At 68.4% G+C, this 19,394-nt stretch carries 14 protein-coding genes; 4 read left to right on the top strand and 10 right to left on the bottom strand.

The features are described from left to right. Positions 1-16 precede the first annotated feature (16 nt). Genes bioD through ACFVHY_RS13430 form a run of 3 tightly spaced genes read right to left on the bottom strand, consistent with a single transcriptional unit; the run spans position 17 to position 3,374 of the window. Positions 17-853: an ATP-dependent dethiobiotin synthetase BioD gene (gene bioD / locus ACFVHY_RS13440; RefSeq protein WP_390272446.1), complete on the bottom strand. Its 837-nt coding sequence runs from the start codon at positions 851-853 to the stop codon at positions 17-19. Continuing rightward, positions 850-2,049 (bottom strand): 8-amino-7-oxononanoate synthase, encoded by a 1,200-nt coding sequence (locus ACFVHY_RS13435; protein WP_390272444.1) that lies wholly within the window; start codon positions 2,047-2,049, stop codon positions 850-852. The genes bioD and ACFVHY_RS13435 overlap by 4 nt, the downstream gene beginning before the upstream one ends. Next, on the bottom strand, positions 2,046-3,374 hold the full coding sequence (locus ACFVHY_RS13430) for an adenosylmethionine--8-amino-7-oxononanoate transaminase (protein WP_390272441.1): 1,329 nt from the start codon (positions 3,372-3,374) through the stop codon (positions 2,046-2,048). Before ACFVHY_RS13430 ends, ACFVHY_RS13435 begins: the two co-directional genes overlap by 4 nt. 132 nt (positions 3,375-3,506) lie before the next feature. Between ACFVHY_RS13430 and ACFVHY_RS13425 the strand changes: the two genes are divergently transcribed. The 4 genes from ACFVHY_RS13425 (at position 3,507) to treY (ending at position 11,539) form a co-directional block, all read left to right on the top strand. Further along, positions 3,507-4,064, top strand: a complete 558-nt coding sequence (locus tag ACFVHY_RS13425; RefSeq protein ID WP_055476563.1) for a TetR family transcriptional regulator — start codon at positions 3,507-3,509, stop codon at positions 4,062-4,064. A 161-nt stretch (positions 4,065-4,225) separates the two neighbouring features. Continuing rightward, a complete protein-coding gene (locus ACFVHY_RS13420) occupies positions 4,226-6,403 on the top strand; it encodes an acyltransferase family protein (protein WP_390272437.1) in 2,178 nt (725 codons plus the stop codon). Between the two features lie 115 nt (positions 6,404-6,518). Next, entirely contained in the window at positions 6,519-9,110 is a 2,592-nt protein-coding gene (gene glgX, locus ACFVHY_RS13415) for a glycogen debranching protein GlgX (protein WP_390272435.1), read from the top strand. Positions 9,111-9,115: 5 nt separating this feature from the next. Further along, on the top strand, positions 9,116-11,539 hold the full coding sequence (gene treY, locus ACFVHY_RS13410) for a malto-oligosyltrehalose synthase (RefSeq protein WP_390272433.1): 2,424 nt from the start codon (positions 9,116-9,118) through the stop codon (positions 11,537-11,539). Between the two features lie 81 nt (positions 11,540-11,620). On the opposite strand, the gene ACFVHY_RS13405 is transcribed toward treY, so the two are convergent. The 7 genes from ACFVHY_RS13405 to ACFVHY_RS13375 all read right to left on the bottom strand — a co-directional run bounded on the left by ACFVHY_RS13405 (position 11,621) and on the right by ACFVHY_RS13375 (position 19,387). Then, positions 11,621-12,478 (bottom strand): hypothetical protein, encoded by an 858-nt coding sequence (locus ACFVHY_RS13405; protein WP_390272431.1) that lies wholly within the window; start codon positions 12,476-12,478, stop codon positions 11,621-11,623. A 98-nt stretch (positions 12,479-12,576) separates the two neighbouring features. After that, positions 12,577-13,749 (bottom strand): MlaD family protein, encoded by a 1,173-nt coding sequence (locus tag ACFVHY_RS13400; RefSeq protein ID WP_288812389.1) that lies wholly within the window; start codon positions 13,747-13,749, stop codon positions 12,577-12,579. Next, complete coding sequence (locus ACFVHY_RS13395) at positions 13,746-14,894, bottom strand: MlaD family protein (RefSeq protein ID WP_390272428.1); 1,149 nt, start codon at positions 14,892-14,894, stop codon at positions 13,746-13,748. The genes ACFVHY_RS13400 and ACFVHY_RS13395 overlap by 4 nt, the downstream gene beginning before the upstream one ends. An 11-nt stretch (positions 14,895-14,905) precedes the next feature. After that, positions 14,906-16,006, bottom strand: coding sequence for an MCE family protein (locus ACFVHY_RS13390; protein WP_390272426.1), 1,101 nt, complete (start codon positions 16,004-16,006; stop codon positions 14,906-14,908). Between the two features lie 26 nt (positions 16,007-16,032). Continuing rightward, positions 16,033-17,022 (bottom strand): MCE family protein, encoded by a 990-nt coding sequence (locus ACFVHY_RS13385; protein WP_055476590.1) that lies wholly within the window; start codon positions 17,020-17,022, stop codon positions 16,033-16,035. Then, on the bottom strand, positions 17,019-18,053 hold the full coding sequence (locus tag ACFVHY_RS13380) for an MCE family protein (RefSeq protein WP_390272423.1): 1,035 nt from the start codon (positions 18,051-18,053) through the stop codon (positions 17,019-17,021). The genes ACFVHY_RS13385 and ACFVHY_RS13380 overlap by 4 nt, the downstream gene beginning before the upstream one ends. Beyond that, positions 18,050-19,387, bottom strand: coding sequence for an MlaD family protein (locus tag ACFVHY_RS13375; RefSeq protein ID WP_390272420.1), 1,338 nt, complete (start codon positions 19,385-19,387; stop codon positions 18,050-18,052). Before ACFVHY_RS13375 ends, ACFVHY_RS13380 begins: the two co-directional genes overlap by 4 nt. Positions 19,388-19,394: the final 7 nt, after the last annotated feature.

Genomic DNA, 19,394 nt, shown 5'->3' with positions numbered 1-19,394 from the left:
CCCCTGCGGGAACGTGTTACGGCGTCCGGACGAGCTGTTCCGGATGGCTGGGAGAAAGGGTCGCGAGCCACTCGTCGTCGAACCACGACGCTGCGTGGCGGCGGAACTCGGCGGGTTCGAGGTTCGCGGCGCCGGCGGGCAGGACCCCGACGACCGGCACCCCGGTCACCCGCGGGAGGTCGGTGCGGTTGCACCGCATCGCGAGGTCGGGATCGTCCGGCCACCAACCGATCACGAGTCCGGCGGGACGCAGACCGCGCGCCCGCACCGCGTTCACGGTGAGCTCGGCGTGATTCAGCGCGCCCAGCCCCGGCGCCACCACGACCACCACACCGTCGACGGTGTCGGGGACGAGGGTCGCCGCGGCGATGTCGAGGATCGTGGCCGACTCCCCCAGCCGCACCAGCACTCCGCCGGCACCCTCGACGAGGGTCAGGTCGTGTGACGCGGCCAGATCGTCCACGGCGCGGACGATCACCGCCGGATCGGCCGGTGGCATCCCGGCGCGGCGCGCGGCGGTGTCGGGCGCGAGGGGTTCCGGGTAGCGGAGGAGCTCGACCGCGGTGACGTCGCCCGCCAGGCGTTGCACCTCGGCGAGGTCGCCGGGTTCGTCCGGACCGACGCCGGTCTGGACGGGTTTGCAGACGGCGACGCGGGTCACCGGCCCTTCGTGGCTCGTCGCTATCGCTCCCCGCACCTCAGGGAGCAGGGGGTCGGCCACCTCAGGGAGCAGAGGGTCGGCCACCTCGTGGAGCAGGCAGGCAGCGGCGAGTGCCGCGGTGGCGACGGTCTTTCCGACGTCGGTCGACGTCCCGGTGACGGCGAGGACCCTGCCGCGGCGTGCGGCGGTCACCGCGCACCGACTTCGCGCAGCGCGGCGTCGACGACGGCGGCCACGTGGTCGAGGGCAGCGGCATCGAGGTCGGCGCGCACCGTGATCCGCAGCCTCGAAGTCCCGTCCGGGACCGAGGGCGGACGGAAACACCCGACGAGGACGCCACGGTCCCGGCACGCGGCAGCAGCTGCCACCGCGCGTTGCGGATCCCCGACGACGATCGAGATGACCGCCGCGGCGGGCTCTTCGACGCCACACGCGAGCGCCAGGCGACGGGCGTTGTCGCGCAGTCGGTCCGGCAACCCGGGTTGCGCCCGCAGGATCGTCAGGGCGGCATGCGCGGCGCCGACCGCGGCCGGGTTCAGGCCGGTGTCGAAGATGAAGGTGCGGGCGCAGTCGATGAGGTGCGAGCGCAGCAGCTCCGACCCGAGGACCACACCGCCCTGCGCGCCGAGCGATTTCGACAGCACGGTCGTGACGACGAGATCGGGAGCACCCGAAAGTCCCTGTTCGGCGACGAGTCCGCGACCACCCGGACCACGCACCCCGAGAGCGTGGGCCTCGTCCACGAGCAGGACGGCCCCGTGCGCGCGTGCCGCGGCATACAGATCCGCGACCGGCGCCGGTTCACCGTCGATGCTGTACACCGAATCGGTGACGACGAGCGCCCGGGCCTCGGTACGTTCGGCGAGGGCCCGCCGGACCGCCTCGTGATCGCCGCGGTCGACGACCACCACCCGGGCACGCGACAACCGGCAACCGTCGATCAGCGACGCATGGGTGCCGGTGTCGCTGACGATCAGGTCGCCGCGCGTCGCCAGCGCGGTGATCGCACCGACATTCGCCAGATAGCCGGACGAGAAGACGAGTGCCGCATCGAATCCGAGGAAGTCGGCGAGATCGTGCTCGAGATCGATGTGTGCGCGGGTGGTGCCGACGACGAGGCGCGACGCCGTCGAGCCACCTCCCCACCGTTCCGCGGCGGCCCGCGCACCGGCGACCACCGCGGGGTGGGTCGACAACCCGAGGTAGTCGTTGGAACCGAGGTTGATCTCGTCGCCGGCCGCCCTGCGGACGTGTGGGCTGCGATGCAGGCCGGCCTCGGCGCGCGCACGGGCGGCGCCGGCCAGCCACGCCAGACCGATCTCTCCCCCGCCGCTGACCCGCGCATCGCCGTCGACCCTCGAATCCGGCTGCACCTGAATCGAAGTCATGACCGCACCACTGCCGGCTCGCGATCGCCGACCGTGGCATGCACGGCAGCGGACACTCCGCGCACGATCACCCCGATGTCCTCGGGTGTGCAGATGAACGGCGGCATCGTGTAGACGAGATTGCGGAACGGCCGCAGCCATGCCCCGGCCTCGACGGCCGCGTCGGTGGCCGCCACCATGTCGACCGGGCGATCGAGTTCGACGACGCCGATCGCGCCGAGGACCCGCACATCGACGACGCCGTGGCGATCACGCAGCGGTTCGAGTCCGTTGCGGAGCCCTCGCTCGATCGCCGAGACCCGCTCGGCCCAGGGCGTTTCCAGCAGCAGTTCGATCGCTGCGACGGCCACCGCGCAGGCCAGCGGGTTGGCCATGAAGGTCGGGCCGTGCGCGAGTCCGCCCGCCTCCCCCGCACTGATCACCTGAGCGATCTCGGACGTGCACAGGGTCGCGGCGAGCGTGAGGTAACCACCGGTGAGCGCCTTGCCGACACACATGATGTCGGGCGCGACGCCGGCGCCCGGCGCCGCCTCGGCCCCCGGGGCGGCGTCGGCCGCGAACAACGTTCCGGTGCGGCCGAATCCGGTCGCGATCTCGTCGAACACGAGCAGGACGTCGTGGCGGTCACAGATCTCCCGGAGCGCACGCAGATATGCCGCGTCGTGGAATCGCATGCCGCCCGCGCCCTGGACCACGGGTTCGACGATGACCGCGGCGAGCTCGTCGCGATGCGCGCGCACGGTGCGCTCGAACTCGGCGACGTAGTCGGGCCGGAACTCGGCCGGCGGGGCGTCGACGAAGATCTGTTGTGCGAGAACACCCTTCCACATCGCGTGCATGCCGCCGTCGGGATCGCAGACGCTCATCGGGGTGAAGGTGTCACCGTGGTAGCCGCCACGCCAGGTGAGCAGACGCGTGCGGCCGGACCGACCGCGGCTGCGCCAGTACTGCAGCGCCATCTTGACCGCCACCTCGACCGACACCGATCCCGAGTCGCAGAAGAACACCTTCTCCAGGCCGGCCGGGGTGATCTCGACGAGGAGCTGCGCCAGCCGGGCGGCCGGTTCGTGGGTCAGACCGCCGAACATGACGTGCGACATCCGACCGAGCTGAGCCGCCGCGGCGGCGTCGAGTCGGGGGTGTCCATAACCGTGGATCGCCGCCCACCAGGAGCTCATCCCGTCGACCACCGATCGGCCGTCCGCGAGTTCGAGGCGGGCACCCGAGGCCGAGGCCACGACCAACGGCCGGGTGGCCGCCGGCAGCGCACCGTAGGGGTGCCAGATGTGGTCGGCGTCGATGCGACTGATCGCGTCGTGATCCATGAGGCACCTCCCGGCCTGTCGTTACGCAGTCCTGGACACCGTCCAGGACCCTGAACACCGTACAGGGCGTCCTGAACGCTGTACAGGCCCGGGGTTCGATGCCCTGCCTCCGGGGTCACTACGCTGACGCGGGTGAGCAACAGTCGCACCGACGTTCTGCGCGCCGCCCGCGACATCCTGGGCGAGCACAGCCTGGCCGACCTGTCGATGCGACGCCTCGCCACCGAACTCGGCGTCCGTCCCAACGCGCTGTACTGGCACTTCCCCAACAAGCAGACCTTGCTGGCCGCGCTCGCCGACGACATCCTGGGTGCGGTCGCCATCCCCGACACCTCGCTGGCCTGGGACGAGCGCCTCGACCTGCTCGCGACCGACATGCGTAGTGCGCTCCTCGGAGTGCCCGACAGTGCCGAGGTCGTGTCGTCGAGCTGGGCGAGCGGCCTGTCGTCGAAGGCCATCACCGCCGACATCATCGCCGCCGGCACGGCCGGCGGTTTGTCCGTCCGCGACGCCGAGGCGGTCAGCACCGCACTGTGTCAGCTGGTCATCGGGCTCACCATCGAGGAACAGACGCGCGCGCAGATGGAGCGTCTGGGTGTCACCGGGCCGTCGGGTCGCGACTTCGCGGGCGAGTTCCGCGACGGGCTGGCCATCATCCTCGACGGGGCCCGGACACGCCGCTCGCGGTGACCCCGCGCGGCACGGTAGGCCGGCGCCGCGCGAGTGTCGCGGTCGTCCGAATCGGTGTTTCACAGCTTCGGCGAGTACATTGCTAGCCGGTCATCCCGGCCCCGAGACCGATCTGTCCCCCACCGGAAAGAACACGCCCTGTGGCATCGACGACGCGAGTAGTGGCGCCGGAGTCGTCCCCCTCGACGCCGACGACGCCCGCATACCGCACCGACCTCGACGGCCTGCGCGGTATCGCCATCGCCCTCGTCGCCTGCTTCCACGTGTGGTTCGGCAAGGTCTCCGGCGGCGTCGACGTCTTCCTCACCCTCTCGGGATACTTCTTCGTCGGGTCGCTGCTGCGGCACGCGATCACGAGCCAGGCTCCGCACGTCTCGTTCCGAGACACGCTCAACCCGTGGCCACGGCTCAAACGTCTCCTCAAACGGCTGCTGCCGGCGCTGCTCACCGTCCTGATCGCGGTCACGGTGCTGACCCTGCTGATCCTCCCGCAGACCCGGTGGGCCAATGTCGGCCGCGAGGTCATCGCGAGCGCGCTGTACTACCAGAACTGGTATCTCGCGCAGAACTCCCAGGACTACCTCGCCGCGAGTTCGGCGAACAGCCCGCTGCAGCACATCTGGTCGATGTCGGTGCAGGGCCAGTTCTTCGTCCTGACCCTGCTCGTCGCCCTCGCGTTCGCGGCATTGCTCAAGGTCGGTGCCCGCGTCGCCCGGCCGTTCGCCGAGCCGCGGGTCATCAGGTTCCTCGTCGGCGGCGCGGTGTTGGTCGTCGCGCTCGCCTCGTTCTACTGGGCGCACCGCGGCCTGGCGATCAACCAGCCGTACAACTACTACGACACGATCTCCCGTCTGTGGGAACCGCTGGCCGGCGGCCTGCTCGCGATCTGGTTGCCGTCCCTGCGAATCCCCAACTGGCTGCGCAACATCGCGACCGTCTTCGCGCTCGCGCTGATCGTCAGCTGTGGGTTCTGGATCGACGGCGTCAACGCCTACCCCGGTCCGATGGCGCTGGTGCCGGTCGGCGCGACGCTGCTGATCATCTGGGCCGGCGCGACGGCGTTGCAGAAGCCACCTCGGGGGTCCCATGCCGCGGCCACCGAGATGCCCGTCACGAACCGCTGGCTCGCGAGCAGGTGGCCGGTCTGGCTCGGGACCATCGCGTATTCGCTGTACCTGTGGCACTGGCCGCTGCTGATCTTCTACCTGACCTGGCGCGACAAGAACCATGCCAACTTCGTCGAGGGCGTGCTCATCCTCGCGGCGTCGGTCGGGCTCGCGTGGCTCACCAAGCGCTACATCGAGGACCCGCTGCGCGGCGGCGATCGTTCGGCGCTGAGCCGCGGCCGCCGCGACGGACGGTCTCCCTGGCTGTCGTACACGTCGGTCGTCACCTCGATCCTCGTGGTGGCGACGCTCGTCACCGGCGTCGGCATCACCGTGTGGGAGCGGCACGTCGCGAACATCGTCGTCGACACCAAGAACCTCGACCCGAGGTCGTACCCGGGGGCCCGAGCACTGCTCGACGGCTGGCCGGTGCCCGCCCTCGATCCACAACCGTCGGCGCTGGAGGTCATCAAGGACTTCCCCGAGACCTCCACCGACGGGTACATGAGCGACTTCACCGACAACGAGATCCACGTCGGCACCTACGGCGATCCGACCGCGACGCGCACCATCGCGCTCGCCGGCGGCTCGCATGCCGAGATGTGGATCTCGGCGCTCGACGCCCTCGGCAAGCGCAACGGTTTCAAGGTGAAGACCTACCTCAAGATGGGGTGCCCGCTGTCGACGAACCGGGTACCGAAACAGCGCGGCGTGCCCTACCCGGAGTGCTACGACTGGGGACAGCGCGTCATCGATCGCGTCATCGCGGACAAGCCGGACGCGGTGCTGACGAATTCGACGCGACCGCGGGACTACGAACCCGGCGACTGGGTGCCACCGGACTACGTGCCGATCTTCGACCGTTTCCTCGACGCCGGGGTGCCGGTCTTCGGCATGCGGGACACCCCGTGGCCGAAGAACGCGAAGGGCACCATCGACACCCCGATCTGCCTCGCCGACGGCGGCGACGCCGAGAGCTGCGGGTCGCGCCGCAGTGCTGTCCTCTCACCCGAGGACCCGGCGGCGGAGCTGGCCGCCACGCGACCCGACTTCCATCCCCTCGACATGTCCGACGGGATCTGCGACGCCGAGCGGTGCCCGGCGATCGTCGGCAACATCACCGTCTACAAAGACCCGCACCACCTGAGTGCGACCTATGTCCGCAGTCTCACCGACGAGCTGGGGCGCCAGATGGAGGCCGAACTGCCGTGGGCCGGTCCCGCGGTGCCGTGACGGTCGGCGGAAGTCGCGGGCTTCCTCCGGAAGCGGCGGGTGGGGCAGCCCACATCTGACCCGACCGGCCGCGTCCTGAGATGACCGCCCGCGGCAACGCGACTAGGGTCGACCCATGACGTCGTCGAAGGCGGGTAAGACCGGACCGCCGGCCTCCGGTGAACAGCCGGGTGATCCCGACTCCACTCCCGATTCAGATTCCACTGCCGATCCCGGCTCCCCCTCGGAGCCCCGCGCACCGGAGTCCGACACCAACTCGACAACGGCAGCACCTCCGAGCGGCGGCAAGACCATCGCCGACCCCGTACCGATGCCGTCCGACCCGATCCAGGCCGAGGCGCTGGTCCAACCGGAACCAGCCCCGATCCCGGTGTGGCCGGGTACTCCATACCCCCTCGGCGCCACCTATGACGGTGTGGGAACGAATTTCTCGCTGTTCTCCGAGGTGGCCGAAGCCGTCGAACTGTGCCTGATCGACCGCGAGGGCCACGAGCGTCGGATCCGGCTCGAAGAGGTCGACGGTTACTGCTGGCACTGTTACCTGCCCAACGTCGGCCCCGGCCAGTTCTACGGCTTCCGCGTCTACGGGCCGTACGACCCGTCGCAGGGATTGCGTTGCGACCCGAGCAAACTCCTGCTCGATCCGTACGGCAAGGCCTTCCACGGCGACTTCGACGGCGACGCATCGCTGTTCTCCTACCCGCTCCCGACGCCGCCCGAGGACACCGACGAATCGGCGGTCGACGACGACGCATCCGAAACCCCCGAGACCGGGGCCGCCGACGCCGGGACCGGCGGTGGCGGGACCGACGATGGCGCGGTCGACGATGCCGACGAGCCGACCGTCGAGGCAGGCGATGCGGCCGATCCCGCCGAGGAGGCAGGCGAGTCCGACGGCGATGCCGCGCCCGCGGAGCACGAGGACATCCCCGATCCCGAGCCGGTCAATCCGATGCCGCAGTTGGACTCACTCGGGCACACCATGGTCTCGGTGGTGATCAACCCCTACTTCGACTGGCAGAACGACCGGTCGCCCAATCGTCCGTACCACCAGACGGTCATCTACGAGGCGCACGTCAAGGGCATGACGGCGACCCATCCCGACATCCCCGAGTACCTGCGCGGCACGTACGCGGGGCTGTGCCATCCGGTGATCATCGATCACCTCAAGGAGTTGGGCATCACCGCCATCGAACTGATGCCCGTGCACCAGTTCATGCAGGACTTCGTACTGCGCGATCAGGGTCTCCGAAACTACTGGGGTTACAACACCTTCGGGTTCCTGGCACCACATATCGAGTACTCGTCGAACCCGGACCAGCCGGCCAGCGCGGTGACCGAGTTCAAGGCGATGGTGCGCGAGTTCCACAACGCCGGCATCGAGGTCATCCTCGACGTCGTCTACAACCACACCGCCGAAGGCAACCACCTCGGACCCACCGTGTCCTTCCGGGGCATCGACAACGCCGCCTACTACCGGCTCGTCGACGGTGATCCCGAGATGTACATGGACTACACCGGAACCGGCAACAGCCTCAACGGTCGTCACCCGCACACGCTGCAGCTCATCATGGATTCGCTGCGCTACTGGATCCTCGAGATGCACGTGGACGGCTTCCGCTTCGACCTCGCGTCCACGCTGGCCCGCGAACTGCACGACGTCGATCGACTGTCCGCGTTCTTCGATCTGGTGCAGCAGGACCCGGTGGTCAGTCAGGTGAAGCTGATCGCCGAGCCCTGGGACATCGGCGAGGGTGGTTATCAGGTGGGCAACTTCCCGCCGCTCTGGACCGAGTGGAACGGCAAATACCGCGACACCGTCCGCGACTACTGGCGCGGCGAGCCGTCCACCCTGGGCGAGTTCGCCTCCCGGCTCACCGGATCGTCGGATCTGTACGAGGCGACCGGCCGGCGACCGCTCGCGAGCATCAACTTCGTCATCGCCCACGACGGCTTCACGCTGCGGGACCTGGTGTCTTACAACGAGAAGCACAACATGGCCAACGGTGAGGACAACCGGGACGGCGAGAGTCACAACCGGTCGTGGAACTGCGGAGTCGAGGGACCCACCGACGATCCCGAGATCAACGCGCTGCGCGCACGGCAGCAGCGGAACATCCTGGCGACGCTGTTCCTGTCGCAGGGCACGCCGATGCTGGCGCACGGCGACGAGATCGGGCGTACGCAACAGGGCAACAACAACGTCTACTGCCAGGACTCCGAACTGTCCTGGATGGACTGGACTCTCGCCGAGGAGAACGCCGACCTGCTGGAGTTCACCCGCAAGGCCATCGCGCTGCGCACCCGGCATCCGGTGTTCCGACGCCGGAAGTTCTTCGGCGGGAAGCCGATCCGGTGGGGCGACCAGGCACTCGACATCGCCTGGCTCACCCCGGCCGGCCAGGAGATGACCGCCGAGGACTGGGACAGCGGGTTCGGCAAGAGCCTCGCCGTGTTCCTCAACGGAAACGGACTGGGCGAGAAGGACGAACGTGGCGAACTGGTCGTCGACGACTCCTTCTTCATCTGCTTCAACGCCCACTACGAGGACCTGGACTTCACGCTCCCGCCGACGTGGTACGGCAACGAGTGGGTCGGCGAACTGGACACGACGCATCCCGTGGGGGACAGCGAGCTGACGGCCTCCGCCGGTGAGTCGGTGACCGTTGGTGCCCGCTCCGTCCTGGTCCTGCGAAAGACCTCGTGACTCCCATGGGCAATCGTCCGACCCCGCGCGCGACGTACCGGCTCCAACTACACCGCGACTTCGGATTCGCCGATGCCACAGCACAGCTCGACCACCTCGTCGAGTTGGGGATCAGCCACGTCTATCTCTCCCCGATCGGCACGGCGTCGGCCGGGTCGACGCACGGCTACGACTGGTTGCCGCCGCCGGCGGTCTCCGCCGTGCTGGGTGGGATCGACGGGCTGCGGACACTGCGTTCCGCCGCCGCCGAACGCGGACTGGGTCTGATCATCGACATCGTCCCGAACCACACCGGAGTCGCCGATGCGCTCGCCAACCCGTGGTTCGCCGACCTGCTCCGCCACGGGCCCGCATCGGACTACGCACACTATTTCGACGCCGACTTCAGCGACGACAACGGTGCCGACGGGAAGCTGGCCCTGCCGATCGTCGCCGCCGATGGGGACCTGAGCCCACTCGAGATCGACGAGCACGGGAATCTGCGGTACTACGATCACGCGTTCCCGATCGCCCCCGGCACCGCGGGAGACATTCGGCCCGCTCGCTCCGCTCCCGGCGCCGGGGACACTCGGCCCGCTCGCTCCGCTCCCGGCGCCGGGGACACTCGGCCCGCTCGCTCCGCTCCCGGCGCCGGCGGAACACCGGGTGAGGTCCACTCCCGCCAGCACTATCGGCTCGTGCCGTGGAACAGCGGCCTGATCGGCTACCGGCGGTTCTTCACGGTCAACGAACTCGCCGGTCTGCGCCAGGAGGACCCGGAGGTCTACGACGCGACGCACCAGTGGCTGCGTGAGCTGCTCGACGCCGACCTCATCGACGGTGTGCGCGTGGATCATCCGGACGGACTGTGGGACCCCCAGGATTATCTGCGCCGATTGCGAGCGGACGTGGGCGACGACCGCCTCCTCTACATCGAGAAGATCCTGGCGCCGGACGAGCCACTCGAACCGACCCTGCCGGTCGAGGGCACCACCGGGTACGACCACATGCGCGTGATCGATGCCGTGTTCGTGGCGCCGGCCGGCGTCGCCCAGCTCACCGAGCTACACGAACGGATCACCGGCGAGAGCGGTGACGCGCGGTGGGTGGAGGCCGCCGAGCACGATCGCAAACTCCGCACCGTGCGGGAGTCGTTCCCGGCGGAGCTCAGACGTCTCGTGCGCGCCGTCACCGCGCGCGTCGAGGGGTCACCGGCCGCGGATCCGGACGTGATCGCCACCGCCTGCGCCGAACTGATCGCCGCGCTCGGGGTCTACCGGGCGGACTACCCGTCGTTGCGTCCACGTCTGCTCGCCGTCGCCACCGGGATCGCCGAGGCGAAACCCGAACTGCGTGCCGCGATCGACCTCATCGTGCGGGAGACTGCGGTGCCCGGTGAGGCGACCTCGAGGCTGGCGCAGACCTGCGGGGCGGTGACCGCGAAGAGCGTCGAGGACAGTTTGTTCTACCGGACGGCCCGGCTCGTCTCCGCCCAGGAGGTCGGTGGCGATCCCGCGAATCCCGTCATGTCGCTGGCCGATTTCCACGAGCACAACGCCGAGCGCGCCGCGCGGTGGCCGCTGGCCATGACGGCCACGTCGACGCACGACACCAAACGCGGTGAGGACGTGCGCGCGCGGATCGCGGTGCTCGCCCAGATCCCCGACCGCTGGTCCCAGCTCGTCGACAAGGTCTGGCGCGAGACCGACGTGCCGGATGACCTGACCGGCTACTTCCTCCTGCAGAACATCGTCGGGGTCTGGCCCACCGGCGCCCCGGTCACCGACGAGTTGCGGGGCCGGTTGATCGAGTACGCCCGTAAGGCGACTCGCGAGGCCGGTCTGCGCACCACGTGGACCGAGGTGAACGAGGAGTTCGAGACCGCAGTCGAGACCTGGATCGGCCAGGTCACCAGCGGGGACGTCGCATCCTCGGTCGCCGAACTCGTCGACCGCATCGGACCGGCGTGGGAGCAGGAAGCGCTGGCGCGCAAGGCGATCGCGATCCTCGGGCCCGGGGTCCCCGACATCTATCAGGGCACCGAGTGGTGGGAGGACTCCCTCGTCGATCCCGACAATCGACGACCGGTCGACTTCGGCCGGTCGACCGAGCACCCGAAGACCCGACTCGTCCAGGAGGCTCTCCGTGTCCGAACCGCGCATCCCGATGCGTTCGGCGTTGCGGGCACCTATCAGCGACTGACCGCCGACGGTCCGGCCGCCGACCACACCGTGGCGTTCGTGCGCGGCACCCGCGACACCCCCTCGGTCGTCGTGGTGACCGCCCGGTTCACCCACAGCCTCGACCACGATGCCGCGGCCGCGACGTCGATCGCCCTGCCCCCGGGGTTCCGGTGGCGCGACGACCGAACAAGGTCGGTGTACGAGGGATCGGTCGACCTCGCCTCGGCCCGTGCCGAACACCCCGTGGCGATACTCGTCCGAACGTGACGTCCACCCACCACTGATGGACGAGCGCGCCCCCGAATCGGTGGCGCGCTCGTCCATTGCCAGTGAGTGTGTCGGCCCGGATCAGCCGCCCGGCGCGGGCTGCGGTGCCGGCGACGGCTGGGGTGCCGGCGCACCTGCGGCGCCGGGCAGCGACTGCGACGGATCGATCTGACCGCTGGGGCTCCCCGGCGGACCGTCGACCTCGGACACCAGCCACTTGCCGTCTTCCTTGCTGAGGTCCAAGCGGAAGACCATCAGGCTGGTACCGCCGCTGGGCAACTTGACGCTGCGGCCGGTCACCTCCGCCATCACCACGGTCTTGGCGGTGTCGGCATCGACGGTCTCGACGGCGACCACGCTGATCGTCGAGGACACCTCGATGTTCAGGGACTCCACATTGGCCTCGGTGTCGGCCCGTTCCTGCTCGAGGCGGTTGCGCAACTCCCCCGTCGACAGCGGACCCAGCAGTTCCTTCGAGTTGCCCGCGTTGTCGGCGTTGAGCGTCGTCACGAGCTTCGTGACGAAGTCGGCCGAGGCCACCTTGGAATCGGCGAACGCGTCGGCCTCCCGCTGGAGGTCGTAGGCGCGCCAGCCGAAGAACACCACCAGCGCGATGAGGGCGACCGCGACGATGGCGGCGAGAACCTTCTTGATCCCGCCGCCGGTGACCGTGAACGAGATCTCGCGACGATCCGAACCCGCCTTCGATGAAGCTGCCGGCGACAGGTCACCGGCGGCGGCGGAGGCATCGGCACCGTCGGTCTTGGACGTGCTCGCCGCCATGCCGGTTCCGCTCCGTCGAGCCGACTTCCCCCGCGGCGTCGCCGCGGTCCCGGCGTCGTTCGTGTCCTCCGCGCTCGTCGCCCCATCGGTGTGATCGGCTGCGACAGTCCCGCTCTCGGGCGACGTGCTGTCGGCCTTCTCGTCCGTTGGATTCATGTCGGGATCAGTACGATCTGGGTCATTCCGGTCAGTCATCTACAGGTCACACAACTTGTCTGTCGTCGTCGAGTGGCCGTCAGTCGTCGAGCGGCCCATCACTTGTCGAGCGGAACGGTACGGGCGTTCGGGTCGTAACCCGGCGGCGGTCCCGCGGTGTCGTCGCCCGGTGGCCGCGGCGCATTGGCCGAGCCACGGATCTGCTGACGCGGATCCTCGGTCACACAGTACAGATTGGTCGGGATGGTCAGCTCGAGGATCTGCGTCGGCCGCCGCGGCGTCACCGGGTAGTTGCAGCTCGGACGCGGGTACACCGACCCGAAGGCCCACCACGCACCGTCGTGGAACATGGTGAGGCTCTTGACACTGGCATCGCGGATCGCGGGGAACAGCGTCGCGAGCGCCGGCGCACGCAACGCACCCTGCTCGGCGATGTCGACGAACTGCTTCGTCACATCGGTGATCGGATCCGTCAACTGGTTGATCGACCCGGCCAGGCTCGTGAACTGCGAGGGACCCCGGTCGAGGAGCTCGCGGAGTTCCTTGTCGGAGGCAGCCGCCGAGTTGACCAGCGAACTCAATCCCGCCACCGTCGTGCCGAGGTCGGGCTGGATCTGTGCCGTCGTCTTGAAGATGGTCCCCGCGTTCTGGATGAACTTGGTGGTCTCCGGCAGCGCGGTGTACAGCTTCGCGAAGATCGTGCCACCGGAGTCGAAGATGACGGACAGGTCGTTCGTGCCGTCCTCGTCGTAGAGGGCGATCTTCAGATTGTCCACAGCGGAACGGAGTTTCGCCGGATCGATCTGGTTGATCAGTTCCAGCGAGGACTCGAGCAGCTGCGAGAACGGCACGGTGACCTCGGTCTGGTCGGCCCGGATGACGTCCCCGTCCTCCAGGTAGGGACCGTCGGAGGTGTCCGGCTGGAAGTCGACGTACTGCTCTCCCGCAGCCGACAGACCCAGTGCCGCAACCGTGGTGTCGCGGTTGATCTTGTACCGGTCCTCGACCGTGACGACGACCTCCACCGAATCCGGTTGCACCCGAACGGTGTCGACGTCTCCGATGCGCGCGCCGCGCAGCGTGACCCCGGACGTCTCCTGCAGACCGCCGGAGATCGGGAACTGGATGGTGAGCTTGTACTTGTCGGCGAACGGCTGCCACCGCAGGATGCCCAGGGCGAGATAGCTGAGTCCGACGACCATGACCAGTACCAGGGCGATGTTGCCCACGAGTACCGAATTCCGGCGTAGGACACCGAATATGCCGCTCATCCGCAACACCCCCTCGTCCCCGTGATCCGCGCCAGCAGACGGGTCAGTGTCTGCTGCAACGCCGCCGAACCCTCATCCACGTCCTGGATCTCGGGCAGTCTGCTCGCCGAGTCGAAGCCGACACCCGGGCTGAGCCAGTAGACCTTCGACGACACCGCCGCCGCGCTACCCGGTGTGGACTTGACCCACTTCGGCGTGAGCTCGTGCAGGTTGTCGGCCAGCGATCCGAGCGGACCGGCGGCCTGCCGGAGCCCGGCCAGCACCGTCGACAGATGGCCCAGCATCTCGACCAGGTTGTCCTGATCGCTGTCGAGGAAGTCGTTGGTGGCCGCGGTGACCTGCTGGGTCTTGTCGAGGGTGGTCAGGATCGTGGCGATCTGACCGTTCAGCGACTCGAGCGCCGGACCCAGTTTGTTGATCGACGCCATGATCTGCGCACGCCCGTCGGCGAGCTGTCCACTGAGCACCCGCGTGGCGGCCAGCGACCGATCGACCGCCGCCGAACTCTGGTTCAGCTTCCGGATGCCGGTGGTCAGGCCCCGGATGGCGCCGTTGAGATCCGACGGGTTCGTCGCGACCGCGCTGCTCAGCTCGGTGAGGATGATCGTCAACGAGTTCAGCGAACCGCTGTCCACGACCCCGCTCATGCTGATCAGCAGATCCTCGACCGTCGCCGCAGCCGACGTCGGGCCGGTGAGCGTGTCCCCGTCCACCATCAGACCGTCGCGCGCCTCGATCGGCGGGAGCAGGGCCACGAAGACGTCACCAAGCGGTGTGGCCTGGCGGAGTTCGGCGCCGGTGCCCACCGGGAGCTTGGTCTTCTTGCTGACCTGCATGGTCACCACGGCGGTGTAGTCCTTGGCGACGAGGTCGGTGACCTGTCCGACATCGGTTCCGTTCAGCTTCACCTTCGCCTGCGCCGGCAGATTGAGCGCGTTGGCGAATTTCGCGGTGATCGTGATCGAGTCCCCGATGCCGCCCGGTGCGGGCAGCGGGATCTGCTCCACCGTGAGACTCGGGAGGAGTCCGCAACCGGTGAGCCCCATGAGCGCCGCGAGCAGCACCGCCATCACTCCGCCTCGGCGGACTCGGCCCTGGGATCGCGCAGGGCGCCCGGGGCCGTCCGAACGGCTCAGCGAATCCATTGTCGCCGTTCTCATTTCGTCAGCTCCAGCATCGCCGAGTAAATACCGAGGTCGGGACCGAAGTCCTTGAGCTTGCCCGTTCGGCAACCGTCCTTCTGCAGGTTGATCGCCTCGCAAAACTCGGCGAGCAGTTCGTTGTCGAGGAGCGACTTGTCGAGCAGCACCTGCGCGCGCCACGCACCCTGTTCGGCCGAGATCGAGTTGCTCAGGTTCTGGAATAGCAGCGGGCCGACGTCGATCGTCTCGACGACCTGCCGCGAGTAGTCGCCGAGGTTGGCGGTCAGCGCGGCAAGCCGGTCGAACGACACCGACATCGTGTTGGTGTTGTTCTGCAGGAACACGGTGGTGTTCTGCAGCGTCTGGTTGAGGTTGGCCAGGGTGGCGAGCAGGCCGGGCGCCTGGTCGCCCAGCAGCTGCGAGACCTGGTTGACCGACTCGGAGAACGCCGTCATCTTCGGATAGTTCTGCACGAGGGTGGTGGTCAGACCCTCGATGGTCTCGAGGATGTCGACGAGGGCATCGCTGTTGCCCGCCACCACGTCCGACGCTCCGCCGAGTTCGTCGAGCGCCGCCCGGATCTCCTCGCCGTTGCCGGTGGCGATGCCGGAGGTGATGTCGATCATCTCCGCGAGCGGGCCGGGGCCTTCTCCCTCACCCTTGAGCGCAACCACCAGACCGTCGATGGCGTCGAACAGTTCGCCGACCGACACCGGAGCCTTCGTCTCCTTCAGGACCGACCCGTCCTCGAGCTTCGGTCCGCCGTCGTAGGCGGGTGACAGCTCGACGTGGCGGGTGGTGACGATCGAGGTGTTGACGATCGCCGCCGTGGCGTCGGCCGGGACGGGGACGTCGCTGTCGATCGTCATGGTCACCTTGACGCGCTCGCCCTGCGGTTCCACCGCGGTGACCTGACCGACCGGCATGCCGAGGACGGCGACGTCGTTGCTCACGTAGAGCCCGGCGACGTTGTCGAAGTAGGCAGTCACCTCGATGGCCTGGCCGACCGCCGCCTTCCAGCTCCCCGGGATCATCGAACAGCCGGAGAGCCCGAGGATGCCGAGCAGGGCGACCCCGACCAGCAGGATCGGGCGGCGGAGCCCATGGGCGTGCATCGTCGTACCTGCTGTCGTGTCCGCGCTCAACATCCGTCCACCACCCGGGCCAGGCACAGCCAGTTGTCGGGGAAGATGCCCCACGGCAGGTAGCCGTTCGCGTAGGGCCCGTCACCGATGACGTTGTTGGTGAGGCGCGCGGTGACCGGGAGGATCTCCAGCAATTTGCGGAGGTTGTTGCGGTTCTTCTCCAGGCCCTGGGTGATCGTGTTCAGGTTCGCCATGATGGGCGCGAACTGGTTGGCGTTCTCGCCGGCCACCGCGGTCGCCTGCTCGGTGAGTTCGGCGATGCCGTCGAGCATCCGGGTGACCAGCTCTTCACGCGCGACGATCTTCTGGGTCAGGTCGCGTCCCTGACCCACGATCACGGCGAGCTGGGCCTGATTGTCGTTGACGATGTTGGTGATCGTCTTGGTGTCGGCGATCAATTGGTTGATCTGGTCCTTGCGATTGGTGATGACCTTCGACATCTGGGTGAGCGCCTCGAAGGTCGGCTCGGTGATCGCCGGTACGCCGGCGAGCTGCCGGTTGAGGGTGCGGATGCTCTCGGAGAGCGTCCGGTCGTCGATCCCGGTCAGGATCGGCGCGCCCGCCTCGATGGTGCGCTGGAGATCGTAGGGCACGGCGGTCTTCGCGATGTGTCCGTCGGGTGCATCCTCCGGCGAATCCCCCAGCGACACATCGATGTAGCGCTGACCCAGCAGCGTCGACATCTTGATCTCGGCAGAACCGTTGGACGTCACCCGGACGTCGCTGTCCACCTTCATGGTGATGGCCACGTGCTGTCCGGCGAGTTCGGTGTCGGTGACCTCACCGACGTCGATACCGGCGACGCGGACCTTGTCCCCCGGCCGGATACCGCCGGCCTGGGCGAAGTCGCCGGTGAGCGTCTTCTTGCCCAGATGCGCAGTCGCGAGAGCGGTCACGCCGAGCAACAGGGCGACGATGACCACGGCGCCGATCACACCGAACCACACGCGCCGGTTGTCACGGAAACTCCTGCGGAACCAGCTCATCGGCACACCACCGAGTGATTCGTGCCGCCGATCTTGTTGAAGATCCCGGGCGGTAGCAGGACGTCGCCGATCGCGACGTCGAGATCACATGCGTAGATGTTCAAGTAAGCGCCCTCACCGAGCACGAGCGGGAAATGACCGAGGAAGATCGGCGCGTCGACCGCCATCCGATCGAGTTTGGAGCCATTGCTGATCAGCGTGTTGGTCGCGATCCGGCCGTCCGTCGCGGCGTCGGCCAGACTCTGTCGGCTCTCACTCAGCACGTCGGCGAATCCGCTTGCGGTGCGGCCGATGTCGGTCACCGCACTACCGAACGCCGCCGAGTTCGAGTTGAGGTTGGCGATCAGCGCCGACATCGACTCGATGACGGTGCCCAGCTGACCGCCCTGGCGCGACAGGTCGCGCATGACCGCGCTCAGGTTGTTGATGATCGCGCCGAGCACGACGTCCCGGTTGGCCGTGTCCTCCGCGAGGCGGCCGACCTCGGCGACCGTGTAGCTCAAGGACACCGAATTGCCCTGGAACGCCTGGATCAACCCCTCGGACAGGGCGTTGACCTGTTCCGGGGTGAGGGTCTCGAAGACCGGCTGGAACCCGGCGAGCAACGTGGTGACGTCGAAGGAGTCCTCGGAGGGCAGCTCGAGCGTCGACCCCGGGTCGAGGGGTCGGCTCTCCCGGTCCGGGACCAATGTCAGGTTCAGATATCGCTGCCCGATGAGGTTCTGGTACCGGATCGCCGCCCGCGTGTTGGTGTAGACCTGCTGGTTGTCCTGCACCTCGAAGGTGACCCGGGCACGGCCGTCGGCGAGTTCGATCTGGTCCACACGACCGACGCGGACACCGGCCATGCGGACGTCGTCGCCCGTGGCGAGACCCGAGGCGTCACCGAAGTAGGTGGTGTAGCCGTTGGTGGTCCCCGGCACCGAGCGCTCCAGCGTCGAGAAGATCACGTAGGTGACCAGCAACGCGGCGATCCCGAAGATGGTGAAACCGATCAGCGGTTTGCGGATCGACCCCGAAGCCGCGCTCATCGTCCTCCTCCTTGACCTTCGCCGCCCCGGCCCGCCTCGGCGGCGTTGCGCACCTCGAGCGTCTGGACCAGCGGTCCCAGCATGATCGTGTCCGCCGCCGACGGGGTACGGCGCAGGACGGTGCCGAGCGTCTTGTTGTCGGCATCGGTGGTGACGTTGCCGACCGGCTTGTTCCGGCGCATCCCGTCGGAGGGATAGATCGCCAGCGGACCCGACATCGTCGGCCCCGTGCCCGTGCCCGGTCCCACGCAGCCGGGGCCGCGCAGGGTGCCGTAGGGGCCGCCGTCGTACACCGGGCAGTTCTGCCGGGTGTAGCGCTGGAAGGCGCCGAAGCTCACACCGATGTTGAGCTGCACGTGGCCGTTGGTGCCGGTGAACACCGTCAGCACCCGGGCGGCCAGGTTGTTCAGTGCGATCACGCCCTGCGGCAGCGAGTTCGGCTCGAGGACGAGCGCACCCAGCATCCGGTTCAGATCGGTCACCAGACGCTGACCGCTGTCGCCGTTGCGCGCGAACAGCAACTGGGTCTGGTCGAGCAGGCCCTGACTCGCCGTCAGCACCGCGGTCAGGTCACGCTGCTTCTCGGCGATGGTGATCGCCGGGATCACGCTGCGGCCCAGGGTGTCCAGCAGTTGCGGCGCCGATTGCGAGAGGCCGGTGAGAGCGGCGTCGAAGTTGTCGAAGCCCGGGGGCGCGCCCGGCGGGAACTGGGCGTTGATCGAGTCGAAGTAGTTCCGCAGCACGGGGACGAACGACCCGAACACCGAGCCGCCGCCCTTGAGCGCGTCGGCGATGACGCCGAGCACCTGCGCCAGTTCCTCCGGCGGCACCGCGTCGAGGATCCGCTTCAGCTCGTTCTGGGCGTCCTGCAGCTTGATCGTCTCGAGCGAGTCGTCGGCCGGGATCACGTCGCCGGCGGACAGCCGGTCGGCACCCACCTCGGCGGGCGGGACCAGCTCGACCGAGTTGACGCCGAACAGGTTCGACGGAACCGTACGCGCGGTCACCGAGGCGGGAATGCCCTCGGCCTGCGCCGGCTCGATGTCGATGGCGACGTTCTTGATCAACCGGGAGGCGTCGGCCTGTGCGGAATCCTCGACGCTGATCGACTTGACCGTGCCGACGATCAGCCCGTTGTAGCGGACGTCGGCACCGGTGGACAGCCCGTCGCCCACATCGACGAGGTCGGCGGTCACGGCCACCGTCTTGCTGAACGTGCCCTGATACCGCATGAAGAGCAGCACGAAGATCACCAGCAGGACGAGCAGGAAGGCGACTCCGCGCAGCACGTATTGCAGCAGCGAGGGATTGCGCCCGTCGGTCGCGATGTTCACGGTCTCC

This window comes from Gordonia sp. NPDC127522 (assembly GCF_042672305.1).
Lineage (GTDB): Bacteria > Actinomycetota > Actinomycetes > Mycobacteriales > Mycobacteriaceae > Gordonia > Gordonia hongkongensis.
Note: the sequence above shows the minus strand (reverse complement) of the source record. Positions and strands in the feature narration are given on the sequence as shown.